The sequence below is a fragment of the Psychrilyobacter sp. genome (genome assembly GCF_049671765.1).
GTDB lineage: Bacteria > Fusobacteriota > Fusobacteriia > Fusobacteriales > Fusobacteriaceae > Psychrilyobacter.
The window spans coordinates 1-19,213 of the sequence record NZ_JBATVM010000191.1; the positions used below are offsets into that span (position 1 = coordinate 1).

Here is a 19,213-nt window from a genome sequence, read left to right on the forward strand (position 1 = left end):
TCTATCTATAGGATGATTAATTGATCCATATCCGATCCCTTCTTTTTGCATAGCACGAACTATCTTCATAAGAGCTAAAACATTCTTCTTAGCTTCTCCATCTAGTTCAATATATGTAATATGTCCCCCACGAGTAAGTTCATGGAATGGAGCTTCTCTCTTTATTTTATCTATTGAAGAGATATTTTCTTTAACATCCACATGGAATGAGTTGATATAATAATCTCTATCATTTACTCCTTCAATAATTCCAAATTTTTCACGGTCTATCTTTGTAAATCTTCCAGATAATCCTTCTGCAGGAGTTGCTAATGCTGAGAAATTTAAATTAAATTCCTTACTTTTTTCTGTAGCCACATCTCTGATCTCTGATACAGCCTTATATAGTGTGTTATAAGCATTTTCATTCTTTCCATGACCTTCACCATAGAGAGCCATCATTGCATTATGTCCACCGATAAATCCTATACCTAATGTTCCAGAGGCAAAAGTATCTCTAACTTCATCGTTAGGACCTAAGTTTTGTCCTCCATCCCAAATGCCATTTTCCATCATAAATGGAAATTGTCTAGCTACTGCTGATCCTTGGAATTCAAATCTATCTTTTAATTGAGAAGCTACAAAGTTAGCCATATTTTTTACATTTTTATGGAATAATTCTACAGCTAGTGTTTGAACTTCTGATGAATCTGCTCCTAATCTTTCTACAGCTTCCTTTCTAGCTTTGATTGCTAATCTAGGCATGTTGATAGATGTAAATGATACATTTCCACGGCCAATAGAAGTCTTGTCTCCTCTGACATTTTCAAATACTCTAGTTCTACATCCCATTGTAGCCACTTCATATAAATATCTATCAGGATCATTTATATCCCATTTTTCATGGAAGTTAAACGGTGTATCTAAGAATACAAAGTTAGGAAATAATCTCTTCGAAGTAACTTCACACGCTCTGATAAAAAGATCAAAGTTAGGAGTTTCAAATTCTAACTCTCCCTTAGATGCTTTTGCCCAGTTATTTGCAGCTAATTCAAAATCTTTTTCTGAAAAAGATATTCCTGTCTTTACTTTAAATATTTGAATAGGGAATACAGGTGTTTCTGAGTCTCCTAACCCCTCTTCAGTAGCTTTGAATAACTCTTGTATAACCATTCTACCCTCAGGAGAGAAATCAGTACCATAGTTAATAGAACTAAATACTACTTGGTTTCCACCTCTAGAATGCATTGTGTTTAAGTTATGAATAAACCCTTCCATTGCTTGATGTGTTTCATTCTTCGTATCTGCATAGGCTATTTTAATTAATTTTTCTACAGTTTTCATATCCATACCTAATTTTTTAGATAATGTATTTTTTACCTCTTCATCTACACATATAGTAGTGATAGAGCTATTTATTATTTCTTTTAATTCATTATTTTTATTTTCAATATAATCTGCATCTAAAAATGTCAATGATCTGTATCTAAGGTGTCTTTTAAAGGACTTTAATACTCCTGGAGCCATGAAAAAATCAAATGCCGGTATTGCCTGTCCTCCATGCTGTTCATTTTGGTTTGTTTGAAATATTATAGTTGCCAGTGTTGCATACGTTGAGATAGATTTAGGTTCACGAATCTTCCCATGTTTTGACTTAAATCCTTTTGCAAATAATTTTTTTAAATCATACTGCACACACGTAGAAGTCTTGGTAGGATAGTAATCTAAATCATGGATATGAATATCTCCAGCCAAATGAGCCGCTGAATATTCAGGATTTAATAAATACTTATGTGTATAATCCTTTGTTGTTTCGCTTGCAAAAGTCATCATTTGACCAGCAGGAGTATCTCCAGCCATATTTGCATTTTCATTATTTATATTATTTTTTTCTACAGTAACTATCCCGTCGAAAGATTTTTTTATAGTTGTTCTCTTGTGTCTTTCTATATTCCTCATATCTCTATACAAGATATAGTTTTTAGCCATATCTGGATATGTTTTCATCAATTCTTTTTCTACAAGATCTTGTATCTCCTCTACCTGTAAATCCTTATCTAAATCTACAATTTTATTTACAACTTCTAATGCAAATTTTGTGCTAACATCCTCTTTAGAAGCAATAGCTGCCTTGTCTATAGCACATATTATCTTATTTGCATCAAAATTAACTTTTTTTCCATCTCTTTTAACTACTTTCATCAAACATCACTCCACTATATTTAGTTGATTTCAATAAAAATACTACCACATATAGTAGAAACTGTCTAATTCATTTCGAAGAATAGATATATATAAAATTTATATATTTAGTTTCTAGATTGATAAATAAGGGATAGAAAAAGTTAGAAAAACATAAAAAAATTCTTACTTGACATTGGACTTTTTTTGTTTTTTTTAAATTTTAGAAAAAACTTATATTATTTCCATACTTTTTTAAAATAAATATTTTAGTTTCCTTACTATTAAGTAGTTTAGAAAACCGAATAACTTTTTTATTTTTAAGCATCTTTTCTCGTACAGCTACTATATTTATATATGTTTTATTGAAGTCCTCTAAAAACAATGAATCTATTTTTGGAATATATCCTATACTAAAAGCCATTCCACCATTTAAGATAACATAGTCTGCAACTTCTAAAAACCTAGGCAGCATAGAATTCTCTACACCTACAATCTTTACTTGGAATGGGTTTGAAAGAATCCCATCTATTGTAATTTGCTTCCTATGATCTAGTTCTATAAGTCCCATTTTTTCTAAAAAAATCAAAGATCGTTTTTCATTAGATAAACCATTAGGGATAGCTATTATATCTTCTGCTGTCATATTCTTGATGGAATCATGCTTATCAGAATAAATTCCCATAGGTTCTATATAGGTGCTTCCTATGGATTCTATAGAACTTTTATTTAAGTCATTATATGAATTTAAATAATCTAAAGTTTGAAAAATATTAATATCAATTTTTTTATCTAGAAGATCTTTGTTTAAATTCTCTTCATTTTCATATTTAACAAGTTCTATGTCTAGCGTCTTATCTTGTTTCATTATAAATTTTACCAATTCAATATTAAACTTTGAACTCACGCCTATTTTTAAAGGAGCAGAAAATAAAGTTAAACTGAGTAGACAAAACAAACTAATCCTTTGTATAAAAACTGACTTCTTTAAATTTATCACTTATACCACTCCTAAAAAAACAATCAAATTTTACTAAATAGTGTCTCAATAATCTCTCATTATTACTATATTTTTTACATATATCAATAATACTAGTAATTCCTGATTTCATCAAAATCATAATAAAAGCTTCATCAATATTTTCATAGTTAACACTATTTTTTTTCTTATATTCTAGATATTTTTTTCCTCTGATTTCTACTAATTCCTCTAAAAAATTTTCATATTTTGTTCCTGTAGAGGAGTCAAAAAGAATAGAAAATTCCATGGGCTTAGAAACTGCTAAATTTATATACTTATTTAAAAATATCTGTGGCTTTTGATCACACTTAGAAGAAATCTCCTCCAACTTTTCATGGATATGATTATATTTAAGACTTGAATAGAGTTCAAACACTATTTCATCAAACAGGATCTCTTTATTCTCATAGTATCTATATATATTACCAATAGGAACCTTAGATTTCTTTGAAATTGCTTTCATAGTTGCTCCCTTATATCCACTTTCTTTAAAAACCTTCATAGCTCCCTGATAGATCTTATTTTGAACTTCTTTTTTTTTGATTTGCATCTTCTGATCCCTCCTTTAAAGAGTGCTTATTGATGTTATAGAGCACTCCAATAGAAAACAATGTAGTCCATAAAGAAGTCCCTCCATAACTCATAAGAGGTAAGGGTATTCCAGTAACAGGCATTAATCCTGTAACAACATAAACATTCATTATTATCTGACTAAATAAATAGCCCGTAATTCCAATAGCTAAATACTTACCAAAATGATCACTAGTTGATTTGGCAATGGCTATCCCAATCTGTAAAATAATTATATAAGTTAAAAACATAACGGCAACTCCTACAAATCCCCATTCTTCTCCAACAGAAGCCATGATAAAATCAGTATGCATTTCTGGAAGATAACTGTATTTTTGAGTTCCATTCCCTAGACCTTTACCGAGAAGTCCACCATTCCCAACAGCAATTAAAGATTGTTTTATTTGGTAGCCGTCCCCATTATCATAATCATCATAAATTACACCATTTACATAGGCCCTTATTCTCCTATTTCTATAAGAAGTGTCATCTCCTATAAAGTATGCATAACTTCCATAGGTCACTCCTATTACTACAATCACAGCGACAAATTTAAAGATATGTTTTAATTCTATATCTGAAAAAAATATCATTATAAATGAAATAGCTATATAATGCAATGCTGTTCCTAAATCTCTTTGAAAAAAAACGGATAAAACAAAAAACAATACAAATGGAAATATAGTATATATTACATCTTTATTTTTATATTTTCTCTTTTTACACGCGTTTAACCCTTTAGCAATCAATATGATATATGCTATTTTTAATAGTTCTGATGGCTGTAGTTTAACAAATTTAAAATCAATCCAACGTCTACTACCATTTCTAATAGGCACTAAATAATCTATCTCAAATGCTGTTCCTATCGCAACAATTCCAAATAAAATAAATGTAAGGATAACTATTAGTTTTATAGCTTGTTTTTTTTCATACCACCTATAGTTAATTCCTAATCCTAAAAATAAAGGGATTATCCCTGCTAAAAGAAATAAAAATTGTCTTTTTACAAAAAAATATTCCGTTTTATAAAATCTCATAGAGGTATAAAAACTTGCACTAGCTATATTTAAAAGACTAAATATTGCTAGTCCTAAAGTGGCTATTATCAGTATCCAACCTCTGATCTTAGCAAATGAATCTATAGCTTCAATTCCTATTTTTTCGTCAATCTCAGAATCTTGTCCATACAAACTTTGATTTTTTATTTTCATAAATTTCCTCCTAAAGTACATCCTCAATAATGTATTTCATATTATACCCTATAAAAAAGTAGAATAAAACAAAAAAAAGTACTATATTAAATAGTAAGTTATAAAAAGATGATATTGGAGGAGTTTATGAAAAAAAATCATATTCGAAAAGCTAAAAAAGAAGATAACATTGTAGATCTTATTATGAGTGCAGCAGGAGAAATTTTTCTACCTATGGACCCATCTTTTAAAGGAAAAAAAGCAAGAGAAGTATGTCAGTTTTTATTTCAAAGTAAATATAATAAATTAAGTTTTGAAAATTGTTTTATTTATGAAAAAAATAATATCATTATGGGAATGGTCATTGTCTATCGTCAAAATTTAGAAGTAAGTTTAGGAGAAAATCAACATTTTATATTATTAGAAAAGTATAATGTAGATGTTGATTTCCCAATTGAAGGAATTAAGAACTGCTATTATATAGATAGTATTGCTGTCAAAAATAAGTATCAAGGACAAGGAATAGGAAAATCACTTTTAGAATTTGTCTCCAATAAATTTGACCCTTGTGGATTAATTGTAGACATAGAAAAAAAATCAGCAAGATCTCTCTATGAAAAAATGGGCTTTAAAGTTTTAAATAATATAGATCTTTTTGGACATCATTACTATCAAATGAAAACAACTAAAAAAATATAATATATAATAAAAAAACCAGCTGTTAATAGCTGGTTTGAATTTTTAATTGGTGGCGGGAGCAAGATTTGAACTTACGACCTTCGGGTTATGAGCCCGACGAGCTACCAGACTGCTCTATCCCGCGTCATGGATTTTTCATTCATAAAAAAAGTCTTTGGAGCGGGAAACCAGGTTCGAACTGGCGACATTCAGCTTGGAAGGCTGACGCTCTACCAACTGAGCTATTCCCGCACTTTTAAAGACAAAGAAAGTATACATCAAGTTCAAAACAATGTCAACTTTTTTCATTTTTTTATTTCCTTATTTTTTTAAGAACAAAACAAAGACTAAAAAGCCTCCATTTTGTTCTGTTTTCCTATGTTATATCACATAATTATTTTTCATAATCTTCTAATTTTTCTTTTACTAATTTAGACATCAGTAATATTGCAATTAAGTTGGGGAAAATCATTAGACCATTAAAGAAATCGGCAAGTTCCCAAATAACTGGAACTTCTATAGATGTTCCAACAACAATACATATCAACACAATAGTGGTGTAAACATTTGTAGCCTTGTCACTTCCAAATAAAAATCTAATATTTGCTTCTCCGAAAAAATACCATCCAACAATAGTCGAAAAAGCAAAGAAAAATAGTGAAACTGCAATAAATACGCCACCAACAGAACCGAGTGAAGCAATAAATGCATGCTGAGTAAGAGCAATTCCAATTAATCCTCCTCCTCCTAAAGGTGTATTAGCAATGATAACAAGAGAAGTTAATGTAAGGATAACAAATGTATCAAAGAAAACTCCAAACATAGCTACTAAACCTTGATCACAAGGATGTTTAACTTTTGCAATGGCATGGGCATGAGGAGTAGACCCCATTCCGGCTTCATTTGAGAATAATCCACGTGCAACCCCATATCTTACTGCTTGTTTAACTGTAACACCTAAAACACCACCCGCAGCAGCTTTAGGAGAAAAGGCACATGTAAAGATTAATTTAAATGCTTCCATAGTTCCAGTAGGATTTTTAAATAAAATTATCAATGCTCCTATAATATATAGAACAGACATAATAGGAATAACTTTTTCTGTAAATGAAGCGATACTTTTTACCCCGCCCTTAAAAATAAGACCAGCTAAAATTGCTACAATAACACCAATAATAAGAGGATTCAAATTAAAAGATTCTTTAAACGCATTCCCTATAGAATTGGCTTGGACCATATTACCTACAAATCCAAGTGCAATAATAATACTGATTGAGAAGAACCCAGATAAAAATTTAGCTAATTTTTTATTTTTGATACCTTCCTTAATATAGAAAGCAGGCCCTCCTCTCATTTTACCATTTACTTCTTTTTTAAACATTTGAGCTAATACAGCCTCTGCAAAGACAGTAGACATACCGAAAAATGCAGTAATCCACATCCAGAAGATTGCTCCTGGTCCACCAGATACAATTGCTGTAGCTGCTCCAGCTAAGTTTCCTGTACCTACTTGTGCTGCTATTGCCGTAGTTAAAGATTGAAATGAGTTCATTCCTTTATCTCCAGCTTCCTCTCCTATACTGCTACTAGCACCACCTACGGCTTTTTTTATACTATCAAAGAATCTTCTTACTTGGACAAATTTTAATATAAAGGTAAAGTAAATACCTGTACCCGCCAGCAGAAAAATCAATAAATAGCCCCAAAACAAATTGTTCATACTTTTTACAAGATCAAATAACATTTTTATTCCTCCTTTTAATATTGGTAAAAATTAATTAAAAAAATTATAGTGTTAAGAACAAGTGATGAATAATTTTTTTCAATAAAAAGGTTTATTATCCAAATTCAAATTTTTAATTTTGAATTTAAATATCTAGCTAAAATATTTATTCACAAAAGATTAAAAATAAAAAACTGTGTTTCTCAACATACACTAATTAATTATACCTCAAAAAAATAAAAAAATAAACCATTTTTTAATTGTATTTTAAGTTATTTTTAATAATAATGTTAAAAAAAGTGAAACACATGAATTTTTATCAAGTTGCATGACATTTTAAATTTATAAAATCTACAAATTCATCTTTCAATATAAAAAAAGAGAAGAACATAAAATTCTTCTCTCACATCTTAGATTATATGTATCGATTCTTCATTGAAGACAAAAGTTAAATCTTCCCCGACTTTTTTAATTTCTTTTCCATGAGGGTTGTTTAAGGAAACCTCTATTTTTTGATCTTCTACCATGATCTCATATTCATGATTTTCCCCCATAAAGACGCTTTTCACAACTTCTCCACAATGTTTATCTGTATCAAATTTTATAGATTCAGGTCTTACAACCACCTCTACAACGTCTCCTTCATTGTATTGAACTTCGTTAGCAATTACATATTCAGAACCTAATAATTGAATTTTTGTTTTTCCACTTTCTATTGAAATTATTGTAGCCTTTAAAATATTAGCTCTCCCAATAAATTTAGCGATAAATTCACTGTTTGGTTTTTGGTATATCTCTATTGGAGATCCCACTTGCATAATCTGTCCATCCTTCATTATTACGACTTTATCAGATAGTGACATGGCTTCTGCCTGATCATGTGTTACATAGATTGAAGTTATTCCCACTTCTTGCTGAAGTTTTCTTATTTCATCTCTCATATGTAATCTTAATTTAGCATCTAGATTTGACAGAGGTTCATCAAATAATAATACCCCTGAATTCATAATTAATGCTCTTGCAAGGGATACTCTCTGCTGCTGTCCACCAGACATCTCTGATGGTGTTCTTTCTGCAAAATCTTCCATCTTCATTAATTTTAAAATGTTATTTACTCTTTCATCTATTTCTTTTTTAGATTTTTTTTGTATTTTAAGACCATATGCAATATTGTTATATACATTCATATGGGGAAATAGTGCATAGTTTTGAAATACCATGGCAGTATCTCTTTTATCTGGTGTCAAATTAGCTACATCTTTATCTCCTATAAATATACTCCCAGAAGTAGGCATTTCAAACCCTGCAAGCATTCTAAGCATTGTTGTTTTCCCACATCCAGAAGGACCTAATAAACATATAAATTCCCCAGGTTCTACAATTAAATTAATATTGTTAACTGCTTTCACTTTATTTTTCCCTGATATAAATGTTTTAGTTAAATTCTTTATTTCTACTCTTTTAGATTCTTTCATTAACATACTCCCCTAACTTGCTTTATTTTTTGCACCTATTTTTGAGATTAAAATTTTCATAGTTATCATTACTGTCGATACTATTATAATTAATATCGTACAATAAGCCGATGCTATTCCTATCCTTCCTGTATCTATATTATCCATTACTGTCGGTGTTAACAACTTCCATTTAGCAGATATTAAAAATATAATAGTACTAACCAAAGTCATACTTCTTGCAAATGAATAGATCAATCCACTAAAAAATGCTTCTTTTATCATAGGGATAGTCACACTTGAAAAAACTTTACTACTTGAAGCTCCTAATATACTCGCAGCTTCTTCGATGGAAGGATCAATCTGTTGAAGAGAACTCATTCCACTTCTAACTCCTACAGGTAAACTTCTGATGATAAAGGCAATAACAATAATAAGTGCCGTTCCTGTAAGGGGCGGAATTAATGTTATATTTGTAAACGGTATCTTATAGGTAATATTATAACTGATTACATACCCTAAACCTATGATGGTTCCAGGGATAGCAAGAGCCATAATTGTTGTAAATTCTATAAATGTTTTTCCTATGAATTTTTTCCTTACAATTAAAAATGCAAGAACCATAGAAAAAATACTCGTTATTATAGTTGCTATGATTGCTAATATAGTAGTTTGCACTATTGGATCCATACCAAAATCTAAGATATATTTATAATGATCTAAAGTAGGAGTATAATTAATCCCCCATAATTTTACAAACGACCCTATAGGTATCAGGATATACATCAATATTACAAACACAGTCAGAGTTATTAAAGTTATAAAGACAGGTATTGTTACAGCTTTATCTTTTATTAAATCTCTAGCTCTGGAAACCTTTCCAGTTACAGTTATATAAGATTTCTTATTTATATAAAACCTTTGAACTACAAACATCGAAATAGACATAGAAAGTAATATCATAGCAAGAGCAGTGGCTATTCCCAATTGGAAATTCCCTATCCCTTCTTGATAAATTTTTACAGAAATTGTTGTAAAATTTCCACCAATTACTACAGGGTTTGCAAAATCTGCAATAGACTGTATAAAAACTAGTAAAAAAGCATTTGCTATACCTGGAATAACCAATGGAAAAGTTACACTTGTAAACACTTTTAATTTAGATGCTCCTAAATCTCTAGAGGCTTCCTCTACAGATGGATCGATCCCCTGTAATAAACCAACTAGCATTAAATATGCTATTGGAAAAAAACTTAAAACCTGTACTAATACTAACCCATGAAATCCATAGATCTCAAAATCTTTAATACCAAAAAGACCACGAGTAATAAGTCCCTGTCTTCCAAATAATAATATTGCTGATAATGCTACAACGAAAGGTGGTGATATAATTGGTAACATTGCTATAAAATCAAATATTTTTTTACCTTTTATCTTCATATAAGAAGTACTATACGCAAAGAAAAAACCAATAATTAATGACAACGTTGCCGTTACAAAACCTAATTTTAAAGTATTTAAAATTATTGCTACATTCCCATTTCTTCCAAAGGCATTTTTATAATTTTCAAAGCTAAATACATCTTTAAATGTAAAACTTTCTTTCAATACATTGTAAAGTGGAACTAACACAAAGAATGAAACCACTATCAATGAAAATATTATTGTTAAAAACAATGTGGGGTCATTAGCCAATTTTTTTATATTTTTTAATTCTTGATCTATTTTTAATTTAAGGTTGTTCATAGTTCCTCCAAATTTCCCTTTTATATAAAGACTTCCCTTAGCCAAAATACTAAGGGAAGTAGCTTAATTATTTTGTTGGGGCTATAGTACTTGTTTCAATACTAAATCTTTCAACTAATCTTATTCTATTTTTTCCAGCCCAATCAAAATCATATTTAATTAATTTTGTATTTTTTATTGGGTCTGCTTCTGCTGGTGGCATTGCGTCTTTATTTGTTAAAAATTGGAAAGATCCTACTGTTTTTCCCAATTCTTGAACTTCTTTAGTTAATACCCAATCAATAAATTGTTTAGCAGCATCCTGATCTGGTCCATTTTTGAGTAGTGCTACTCCACCAATCTCGTATCCTGTTCCTTCAGATGGTGCAGAGATTACGATATCTTTATATCCTTCTTTTTTATATTTTATAGCATCATGTAAGAATGTTATTCCAATTGTTGTTTCTCCTTGTCCTGCCATTCTTCCTGGAGCAGTTCCTGATTTAGTATACTGCCTAACCTGCCCGTTGAATTTTTTTAAGTATTCCATAGCTTCATCTTCACCCATAAGTTGAACAAGAGTCGCTAACATTGTATAAGCAGTTCCTGATGAACCAGGATGAGCTACTACGATCTCTCCCTTATATTCAGGCTTTAAAAGATCTGCCCATGATGTAGGCATTTTTAATCCTTTTTCATCTAACATCTTTTGATTTCCTACAAAACCTAAATAACCTACATAGATCCCTGTCCAGCTACCGTTTGGATCTTTTTGTTCCTCTTTGATATTAACCGCTTCAGGAGAAACGTATGATTCAATTAAACCAGCTTCATTTGCTGCTACGAATGCATCTACTGGTCCGCCATACCATACAGACGCCGACATATTATTTTTTTCTGCTTTTAATCTAGCCAAAACTTCTCCACTACTCATTCTTACGAAGCTTGTTTTTATTCCTGTTTCTTTTTCGAATTTTTTTGCAACCATAGCTGCATGATCTTCTTGTAACCCTGCATAAAATGTCAAAGTTTGACCTGTCTTTTCTGCTGAACCTTCAGTTTCTTTCTTCCCACAAGAAATTGTAAAAAGTAAAACTGCTAATAATAATATTATTTTTTTCATGTTATTTAAACTTTAAATAATCTATATTTAAAGTTTATTCACCCCCTAATTTGTTATTTATATCTGAGTATACAACATTAAGTGCACTATTTCAACGTTTTTTCTTAAATCAGAATAAAATTTCAACGATATATTCTTAAAAAAATAAAAATTGAACAAATAATATTAAATTTTATATTTTTTAATAATGCTATTGAGTAATATTTTAGTAATCCTACTCGTCGTGTCACTCCCTAGATAATAAAAAAAATAGAATCTCATAAGAAATTCTATTTTAAATATTTCCAACTATATTTTAAAAACCTACCTATATCCTTAGCTATATAATCCCAAGTGTGGGTTTCTCCCTTATAAATATAAGCTTCAAAAGGAAGATTAAATCTTTTTATTCTTCCTACCATATCCACCCATTGATGAATCATATAGTAAGGTTCTTCATCTTCAGATCCTACTGAAAGATAAAAGTGTTTCCCCTGTTGTTTTGCAGTATCCAATTGTTTTATAAGAGTATAGGGGTCTTCTTGTATAATTCCTTTTCCCCACGACCCAAATATATTGATAAATCTCTCCTTATCTTCATCTCTAAATAAAAAATTTGGAAGATAGATAAACTTAACTATTCTCGTTATTCTTTTATTTATAGTCAATCTTACGAGACTAACAGCCCCAGCAAAACTACCAATCACCTTAAATAATTCCAAATTTTTCAATCCTAATTTAAAAGCTCCATATCCTCCCATAGAAAATCCAGCTATCCCAGCATTATCTATATTAAATCTATTTTTAACATCTAACATCAATTCACCTATAAAATAAGATTCATAATTTTTATTCTTTACTTTTTTAAAATCACTATACCACGATTCCCCACAAAACCCCGAATTAGGTAGAATAACGATCATCTTTCCAATTTTTTTCTTTTCCAATAAAAGTTCAAAACTATCCAAAAGTTTTGCTTTTTCTATCCAATCATTAGCACTATCTCGTAATCCATGAAGTAAATAAAGTACTGGATAACTTTTTTCAGGAGTATAAGATTTTGGGACTACTGCTAAATATGTCATCTCTTCATCTACATTTTTACTCTTTATCTTTAAATTCCGAACAACAAAATTTTTACTTTCAAGAGTTAATTCCTTTAAAGTTTCATTTTCCTCTTCCCTATTTGTTTTGAGAATATCATTAGTTTTAGGGATAACATTAACATTCTTATAAGTTATAGTTCTTTTTATCTTTATTTTCATCCTTTGTTTTCTACTACCTGTTATAACAAATACCATATAGAATATAAATATTCCTATTAAATAATACATAAACTCTCCTCAAGTCATTAATTCGAAGCTATCTCTATTAATTTTTTTATTTGATCCTTTTTTCCAAGTACCAATAATTTTTCATTTTCTTTTAATAATTCATGGGACATAGGGTTTATTTTCATTATTCCATCTACTTCGTGGCCAATAACTATTAGATTAGTTTTAGCCGGTATCTTTGCTTTCATTAAAGTTGTATTTTCTAGCTGAGATCCTCTTTTTATCTCAACCAGTTCAAATGTCAACCCTTCTATTTTGGATTTTTTACTAAAAACATCTACAAAACTAATCAAATTAGTCTGTGTTGCTGTGGCAATTATTCTATCTGCTGCTATTTCAAAAGGTGAGATTATAAAATCTGCTCCTCCCCTTTTTAATTTTTTTTCACTACTTGCATCTACAGCCCTTGTAATCACTTGTATTTTTTCATTTAAATCTTTCGTTGTGAGGGTTAAAAAAAGATTGTCAGCATCTGTCGATAAAACCGATATCAATACTTTAGCACTTTTTATATTGGCTTGTAGAAGGGTTTCATCCTTAGTTGCATCTCCTATTACATAGAGTAAATTATTCCTATATATTTCCTTCAATTTTTCAATACTTTTTTCATCTTTTTCTACAACTACAAAGTTTAAACCTTTTTTTAAAAAATCACTTATAATTTTTGTCCCTGTTCTGCCCGCACCGCATATTATATAATGGTCATTTAATTTATCTATCTTTTTATCCATTTTTCTCCACCTCAAATAAGATCTTAGTTCCCCTTCAATAAAAAATTTAGTCATATTTCCCAATGTATAAACAACCACAGTTATCCCTGAGAATATAAGAAGTGATGTAAATATTTTCCCATTAGGGCTAAGCATTTTAACCTCTCCAAATCCAACTGTAGAAAGGGTAATAGAAGTCATATATATAGCATCTATCAAATTATAGTTTTCAATATAAGTATATCCTAAAACACCTATAAAAAATATTAAAAATAATATAATCCCAGGTATTAATATTTTTTTAATTTCAGATTTCATCTATCCTCCACGTTACTACTTTTAAAAATACATTTTATCATAATATTTTCTATAATACCACATCTGTAAAATCTTTAAACAATTTAATTTTAAAAGGATTTAATTGACCTTTCTAGTAATATATTCCATTGGGAAATTATTATAGTTAAATATTAAAAAAAGTTATTATTTATAATATATATATATTGTAACTTTTTCCTTTATCTATTAAAATAGACTAAAATTAGCAACGGAGGTAAAATAATGTATGATTTAATAATAATAGGAGCTGGAGCTGCAGGACTAACATGTGCATATACAGCTAATGGATTGAAAAAAAAAGTTCTCTTAATAGATAAAGGTTTACCAGGAGGAACTTGCACTTGGTCAGGATGTATTCCTAGTAAGGCTCTTATAAATATAGCCAAGGATGTTCATACGGCTAAAAAATATACTTCTTTAGAAATTGACACTACAAAAGTTATGAAAGATGTCAGGAATATAATAGATGAGGTCTATTCCCATGAATCTATTGATGTCTTAACTAAGGATGGCATAACGTTCAAACAAGGAAAGGCAATTAAATTAATCGAACCAAAAATTGTACTAGTAGACGGAGTAGAATATCATGGAAAAAACATAGTTATCTCCACTGGTACATCACCTTTTATACCTCCTTTAGATGGATTAGATAAAATAGATTACCTAACCAATAAAAATCTTTTTCAGATGAAAAAGATTCCTAAATCTATGATAATTTTAGGTGGAGGAGCTATAGGAGTAGAGATGGCTCAATGCTTAAATAGGCTAGGTACAAAAGTTCACATAATAGAAAGATCACCTCGAATTTTTATCCGTGAAAATGAGGAGTTAGTTAATATTCTATCTGAAACTTTGATAGAAGAAGGTGTCAATATCCATGTCAATACCATTGCTACTTCTGTAACTCAAGATGACGGAATAATTAGCCTCAACGTAGAAACCAGTGGAGAATCAAAAAAAATCCAAGCTGAGGCTCTTTTAATCTCAATAGGAAGAGTTCCTAATGTAGACAATCTTGGGTTGGATGAAATGGGATTAAAATCTAATCAAAAAGGTCTTGAAGTAGATGAATATTTAAGGACAAACATACATAATATATATGGTGTAGGAGATGTAGTAGGACCATATCAGTTTTCACATATGGCTAATTATCAAGGAATTTTAGCAGTTAAAAATATGTTTTTACCTTTAAAGAAAAAAGTAAACTATTCCAATATAAGTTGGTGTACATTTACCTCTCCTGAGCTTGCTTCTCGCGGACTTCCTAATCCCCAAAAGAAAGTCACTAAAATATATTCTTTTGGACGAAATGATTCAGAAAGAACCATAACAAAAAAAGATGACATTTTTGAACTGAGAGTAGAAACTAACAAAAAAAAAGAAATCTTAGAAGTAAAACTCTTAGCTAATAGAGCAGGTGAAATGATCTCCTCCTTTCAGATCGCAGCCGAAAATAGCCTTACTTTAGATAAATTTTCATCAGTTATTTTCCCTCATCCAAGTTATAGTGAAATTTTAGGAAACTTAGGAAAAAAAGCATATATTGATAAATTATTAGAAAATCCATTCATAAAACCTTTTGCAAAATAAACAAAGAGACTAAAATTTGACATTTCCATATATAAATTATATACTAATGTATAAGTTCAATTATTAGTTTATATGTATACTTAAAATATTTTACTGTGACTATACAGTAAAACTTAACATTATTTTTATGGGAGTGTGGTAAGATGAAAAAAATGACTTTAACAACAAAAATATTTATTGGATTAATTAGTGGGATAATATTAGGATTGATTTTATACCCAATGAGAGAGGTTCCCTTTGTATCAAATTATATTATAGGATTCTTTCTAAAACTAGGAGGATCAGTATTTATAAATGCAATTAAGATGATGGTAGTTCCATTAGTATTTATCTCATTAACTGTTGGAAGTTCAGCCATGGGAGATATTAGAAAGTTAGGACGAATAGGAGCAAAAACTCTAGGTTTTTACCTTTTCACTACAGCTGTAGCAATTGTTATAGCATTAACTCTAGCAAATATAATAAATCCAGGAGCTGGATTATCAGCAGATAGTATTGAAAAAACTACAAAAACTATAAAAACTTCTAAGCCCTTTGTAGATGTACTTATAGACATAATACCATCTAATCCAATAGCATCTATGGCTAAAGGGAATATGCTACAAATTATAGCTTTTGCACTTTTAACAGGAGCTGGGTTGACTATCTTAGGAGATAAAGTTAGCAAAGTAAAAGATATGTTTAACCAAGCAAATGACTTGGTTTTAGAAATGGTAAACCTTATTATGAAAGTTGCTCCATTCGGTGTATTCTGTCTTATAGCTAAGACATTTTCATCCCTTGGATATACAGCAATGGTTCCACTATTAAAATATATGCTTACAGTAATAGGGGCTTTATTTATCCATGGTTTGTTCACTTACCAAGGCCTTTTAGTTGCTACAGTTAAAATGAATCCATTAACTTTTTTAAAAAAGTTTTTACCTGCTATCTCTGTAGCGTTTTCTACATCCAGTAGTGGGGCAACACTTCCTGTTACTCTAGAAACAGTACAAGAACAATTCGGTGTATCTAAGACTGTAAGCTCATTTACAATACCATTAGGAGCCACTATTAATATGGATGGAACTGCTATTATGCAAGGTGTTGCAGTAGTATTCATCGCTGCTGTATATGGAGTAGACCTAACTATGGGTGACTATGTCGCTGTAATTTTAACTGCTACATTAGCATCAATAGGTACCGCTGGTGTTCCTGGAGTAGGATTAATCATGTTATCTATGGTATTAACTCAAGTTGGATTACCTATTGAAGGAATTGCGCTTATAATGGGTGTAGACAGAATTTTAGATATGACTAGAACTGCTGTCAATATCACTGGAGATGCTGTTTGTACTCTAATCATCGCAAAATCAGAAGGAGAAGAATTAAATATTTCTTCGAAAAAGAAAATAGAACTAGTATAGTTATATTGTAAAAAATAATGAACCTATCTAAGTAAAAAAAGGGATATTAATAATTAATATCCCTTTTTTATTACTTTTTATCCTTTCTAATATTGATAAAGTTTCCCTGATTTCTTTTATATAAAAAATCAATGTATTTCAGAATATCTATTAAATGAATAATTTCCAACTTCAATTATAAATTAATTATATTGACATTTTTGAATAAATACTGTAAATTTAGGTGTCTATTACAATATTAATTGAAAAGGAGTATCAATATGAATGGGTATAATAAGTCAAGTATGATTTATAAAGATTATTCATGGAAAACTTATGTAGAAGGAGATCCAAAGGTAACTGGGAAATTAGATTCTACAACATTTGATAAAAAAGAAGGTTATGAGGTACTTTACCTTATAAAAAAAATGACAGAAATATGGAAATTAGATGGTAGAGGTAGTAGAAGAAAAATAGAAAAAATGATTTATAAATTTCTACCATCTGACTTACAGAAACAAGAAGATGTTAAAAACTGGGTACGTGATAATTGGGATTATTACTAGTATCAAATAAAATTATAGTGGATATAAAGTATGAAATTTTAACTATAACTACTATAATTTTTTTTTGTTTATTAATTGATTTAGTATACGTTAAAATATAGTTTTTAATACAATAAAAGATTAGAAAAATAGTCATAATTAATTTTAGGAGGTTTAAAAGCCCTCTTTTTTTTTTAGAAATTCTATAAACTAAAAATTGATTTACTTTCATTCATATTTCTTTCGTATCAATATGAGACTATTTAGATATTTTCCTTAAATGTGTTTTTTTAGTATAATCATACCGTATTAAGTTTGATAATAATTAACATTATTACATAGAATATCAATAGGAGTTTAGAAATATGAAGAAAATGACATTAACAAGTAAAATTTTAATCAGTTTAATAAGTGGAATAATATTTGGTTTACTACTGTTCCCCTTCAAAAATATCACATTTATAGACCATTATATAATTGGATTTTTCCTTAAACTAGGTGGTTCAGTATTTATAAATGCAATTAAAATGCTAGTAGTCCCTCTAGTATTTATTTCCTTAACAGTAGGAAGTTCTGCCATTGGTGACACAAAAAAACTTGGAAGAATTGGAATAAAAACTTTAAGTTTTTATTTGTTTACAACTGCTATTGCAATAACGATAGCCCTTGTTTTAGCCAACATAATAGACCCAGGAAACGGTTTAATTATCGAAAACATCAATAGAAGCGATACAGTGGTTAATAATTCTAAATCTTTTGTAGAAGTTTTAATTGATATCGTTCCATCTAATCCAATATCTGCAATGGCTAAAGGAAATATGTTACAAATAATATTTTTTGCCCTTCTCACAGGTATGGGGCTCACTATCTTAGGAGATAAAGTCAATAAAATTAAAAATTTATTTGATCAGTCTAATGATTTAATATTAGAACTAGTAAATCTTATCATGCAATTTGCTCCAATTGGTGTGTTTTGCCTTATTGCCACCACATTTTCTACATTGGGATATCAAGCTATGATCCCTTTATTTAAATATATAGGGACTACACTTTTAGCATTATTAATCCATGTTCTAATTACATATCAAGGTCTTTTATACCTAGTGGCAAAAATAAATCCAATTGTATTTATAAAAAAATTTATCCCTGCCATCTCTGTAGCATTTTCTACATCCAGTAGTGGAGCCACTATACCTATTAACTTAGAGATCCTTAGAGAAAAATTTGGTGTTTCGAAATCTACAAGTTCATTCACAATTCCTCTAGGAGCTTCTATAAATATGGATGGAACTTCTATTATGCAAGGTGTCGCTGTGGTTTTTATAGCTACAGCTTATGGAATCCAATTAGATATGGGTGACTATATGATGGTAATTTTAACTGCTACACTGGCATCTATAGGTACAGCAGGCGTTCCTGGAGCTGGACCTATCATGCTTTCAATGGTCTTAACTCAAGTTGGTCTTCCTATCGAAGGAATAGCTCTTATTATGGGAGTTGATAGAATTATAGATATGAATAGAACAGCTGTAAATATTACTGGTGACGCTGTTTGTACTCTAATTATTGCTAAAACTGAGGGTGAAGATATCAGTGGAGAAGTCAAAACAAAATTAATTTAATGAAAATTTCATAAAAAAATACAGTTTATTAAGTAGTAACTTTACTTTAAATTAGATTTTTT

General features: G+C 29.7%; 15 protein-coding genes and 2 tRNA genes. 5 read left to right on the top strand and 12 right to left on the bottom strand.

The window, feature by feature from the left end:
* From WBG30_RS09510 to WBG30_RS09525, 4 genes are all read right to left on the bottom strand, one after another.
* Window positions 1–2,181: anaerobic ribonucleoside triphosphate reductase (locus WBG30_RS09510; RefSeq protein ID WP_424504419.1), on the bottom strand; the 2,181-nt coding region annotated here is incomplete at its 3' end.
* Between the two features lie 202 nt (window positions 2,182–2,383).
* Window positions 2,384–3,160, bottom strand: a complete 777-nt coding sequence (locus WBG30_RS09515) for a MetQ/NlpA family ABC transporter substrate-binding protein (RefSeq protein WP_424504420.1) — start codon at window positions 3,158–3,160, stop codon at window positions 2,384–2,386.
* Window positions 3,120–3,731, bottom strand: a complete 612-nt coding sequence (locus WBG30_RS09520) for a TetR/AcrR family transcriptional regulator (protein ID WP_424504421.1) — start codon at window positions 3,729–3,731, stop codon at window positions 3,120–3,122. Before WBG30_RS09520 ends, WBG30_RS09515 begins: the two co-directional genes overlap by 41 nt.
* Entirely contained in the window at window positions 3,700–4,965 is a 1,266-nt protein-coding gene (locus WBG30_RS09525) for an FtsW/RodA/SpoVE family cell cycle protein (RefSeq protein WP_424504422.1), read from the bottom strand. The genes WBG30_RS09520 and WBG30_RS09525 overlap by 32 nt, the downstream gene beginning before the upstream one ends.
* A 126-nt stretch (window positions 4,966–5,091) precedes the next feature.
* Here WBG30_RS09525 and WBG30_RS09530 point away from each other — a divergent pair, with 126 nt between their 5' ends.
* A complete protein-coding gene (locus WBG30_RS09530) occupies window positions 5,092–5,643 on the top strand; it encodes a GNAT family N-acetyltransferase (protein ID WP_424504423.1) in 552 nt (183 codons plus the stop codon).
* Between the two features lie 47 nt (window positions 5,644–5,690).
* Here the strand turns inward: WBG30_RS09530 and WBG30_RS09535 are convergent.
* From WBG30_RS09535 to WBG30_RS09570, 8 genes are all read right to left on the bottom strand, one after another.
* Window positions 5,691–5,767: transfer RNA gene (locus WBG30_RS09535), tRNA-Met, on the bottom strand.
* 31 nt (window positions 5,768–5,798) lie between these two features.
* A tRNA-Gly gene (locus tag WBG30_RS09540) sits at window positions 5,799–5,874 on the bottom strand.
* A 142-nt stretch (window positions 5,875–6,016) separates the two neighbouring features.
* Window positions 6,017–7,366, bottom strand: coding sequence for an alanine/glycine:cation symporter family protein (locus WBG30_RS09545; protein ID WP_424504424.1), 1,350 nt, complete (start codon window positions 7,364–7,366; stop codon window positions 6,017–6,019).
* 389 nt (window positions 7,367–7,755) lie between these two features.
* Window positions 7,756–8,820, bottom strand: a complete 1,065-nt coding sequence (locus WBG30_RS09550) for an ABC transporter ATP-binding protein (RefSeq protein ID WP_424504425.1) — start codon at window positions 8,818–8,820, stop codon at window positions 7,756–7,758.
* 12 nt (window positions 8,821–8,832) lie between these two features.
* Window positions 8,833–10,545 (bottom strand): ABC transporter permease, encoded by a 1,713-nt coding sequence (locus tag WBG30_RS09555; RefSeq protein WP_424504426.1) that lies wholly within the window; start codon window positions 10,543–10,545, stop codon window positions 8,833–8,835.
* A 67-nt stretch (window positions 10,546–10,612) separates the two neighbouring features.
* On the bottom strand, window positions 10,613–11,647 hold the full coding sequence (locus WBG30_RS09560) for an ABC transporter substrate-binding protein (protein WP_424504427.1): 1,035 nt from the start codon (window positions 11,645–11,647) through the stop codon (window positions 10,613–10,615).
* Window positions 11,648–11,916: 269 nt separating this feature from the next.
* Window positions 11,917–12,960 carry an alpha/beta hydrolase gene (locus tag WBG30_RS09565; RefSeq protein WP_424504428.1) on the bottom strand — a complete coding sequence of 348 codons (1,044 nt, stop codon included), beginning with the start codon at window positions 12,958–12,960 and terminating at the stop codon, window positions 11,917–11,919.
* Window positions 12,961–12,977: 17 nt separating this feature from the next.
* Window positions 12,978–13,988 (bottom strand): potassium channel family protein, encoded by a 1,011-nt coding sequence (locus WBG30_RS09570; protein ID WP_424504429.1) that lies wholly within the window; start codon window positions 13,986–13,988, stop codon window positions 12,978–12,980.
* Between the two features lie 243 nt (window positions 13,989–14,231).
* Here WBG30_RS09570 and WBG30_RS09575 point away from each other — a divergent pair, with 243 nt between their 5' ends.
* From WBG30_RS09575 to WBG30_RS09590, 4 genes are all read left to right on the top strand, one after another.
* Window positions 14,232–15,599: a dihydrolipoyl dehydrogenase family protein gene (locus WBG30_RS09575; protein ID WP_424504430.1), complete on the top strand. Its 1,368-nt coding sequence runs from the start codon at window positions 14,232–14,234 to the stop codon at window positions 15,597–15,599.
* 143 nt (window positions 15,600–15,742) lie between these two features.
* A complete protein-coding gene (locus WBG30_RS09580) occupies window positions 15,743–17,005 on the top strand; it encodes a dicarboxylate/amino acid:cation symporter (RefSeq protein WP_424504431.1) in 1,263 nt (420 codons plus the stop codon).
* A gap of 260 nt (window positions 17,006–17,265) precedes the next feature.
* On the top strand, window positions 17,266–17,550 hold the full coding sequence (locus tag WBG30_RS09585) for a hypothetical protein (protein ID WP_424504432.1): 285 nt from the start codon (window positions 17,266–17,268) through the stop codon (window positions 17,548–17,550).
* Between the two features lie 344 nt (window positions 17,551–17,894).
* Window positions 17,895–19,151 carry a dicarboxylate/amino acid:cation symporter gene (locus tag WBG30_RS09590; RefSeq protein WP_424504433.1) on the top strand — a complete coding sequence of 419 codons (1,257 nt, stop codon included), beginning with the start codon at window positions 17,895–17,897 and terminating at the stop codon, window positions 19,149–19,151.
* The last annotated feature ends 62 nt before the right edge of the window (window positions 19,152–19,213 follow it).

Bases quoted from the DNA above. Each gene is read 5' to 3' on its own strand.
- WBG30_RS09520 (WP_424504421.1), bottom strand. From the start codon at position 3,731: ATGCAAATCAAAAAAAAAGAAGTTCAAAATAAGATCTATCAGGGAGCT.
- WBG30_RS09525 (WP_424504422.1), bottom strand. From the start codon at position 4,965: ATGAAAATAAAAAATCAAAGTTTGTATGGACAAGATTCTGAGATTGAC.
- WBG30_RS09530 (WP_424504423.1), top strand. From the start codon at position 5,092: ATGAAAAAAAATCATATTCGAAAAGCTAAAAAAGAAGATAACATTGTA.
- WBG30_RS09545 (WP_424504424.1), bottom strand. From the start codon at position 7,366: ATGTTATTTGATCTTGTAAAAAGTATGAACAATTTGTTTTGGGGCTAT.
- WBG30_RS09550 (WP_424504425.1), bottom strand. From the start codon at position 8,820: ATGAAAGAATCTAAAAGAGTAGAAATAAAGAATTTAACTAAAACATTT.
- WBG30_RS09555 (WP_424504426.1), bottom strand. From the start codon at position 10,545: ATGAACAACCTTAAATTAAAAATAGATCAAGAATTAAAAAATATAAAA.
- WBG30_RS09560 (WP_424504427.1), bottom strand. From the start codon at position 11,647: ATGAAAAAAATAATATTATTATTAGCAGTTTTACTTTTTACAATTTCT.
- WBG30_RS09565 (WP_424504428.1), bottom strand. From the start codon at position 12,960: ATGTATTATTTAATAGGAATATTTATATTCTATATGGTATTTGTTATA.
- WBG30_RS09570 (WP_424504429.1), bottom strand. From the start codon at position 13,988: ATGAAATCTGAAATTAAAAAAATATTAATACCTGGGATTATATTATTT.
- WBG30_RS09575 (WP_424504430.1), top strand. From the start codon at position 14,232: ATGTATGATTTAATAATAATAGGAGCTGGAGCTGCAGGACTAACATGT.
- WBG30_RS09580 (WP_424504431.1), top strand. From the start codon at position 15,743: ATGAAAAAAATGACTTTAACAACAAAAATATTTATTGGATTAATTAGT.
- WBG30_RS09585 (WP_424504432.1), top strand. From the start codon at position 17,266: ATGAATGGGTATAATAAGTCAAGTATGATTTATAAAGATTATTCATGG.
- WBG30_RS09590 (WP_424504433.1), top strand. From the start codon at position 17,895: ATGAAGAAAATGACATTAACAAGTAAAATTTTAATCAGTTTAATAAGT.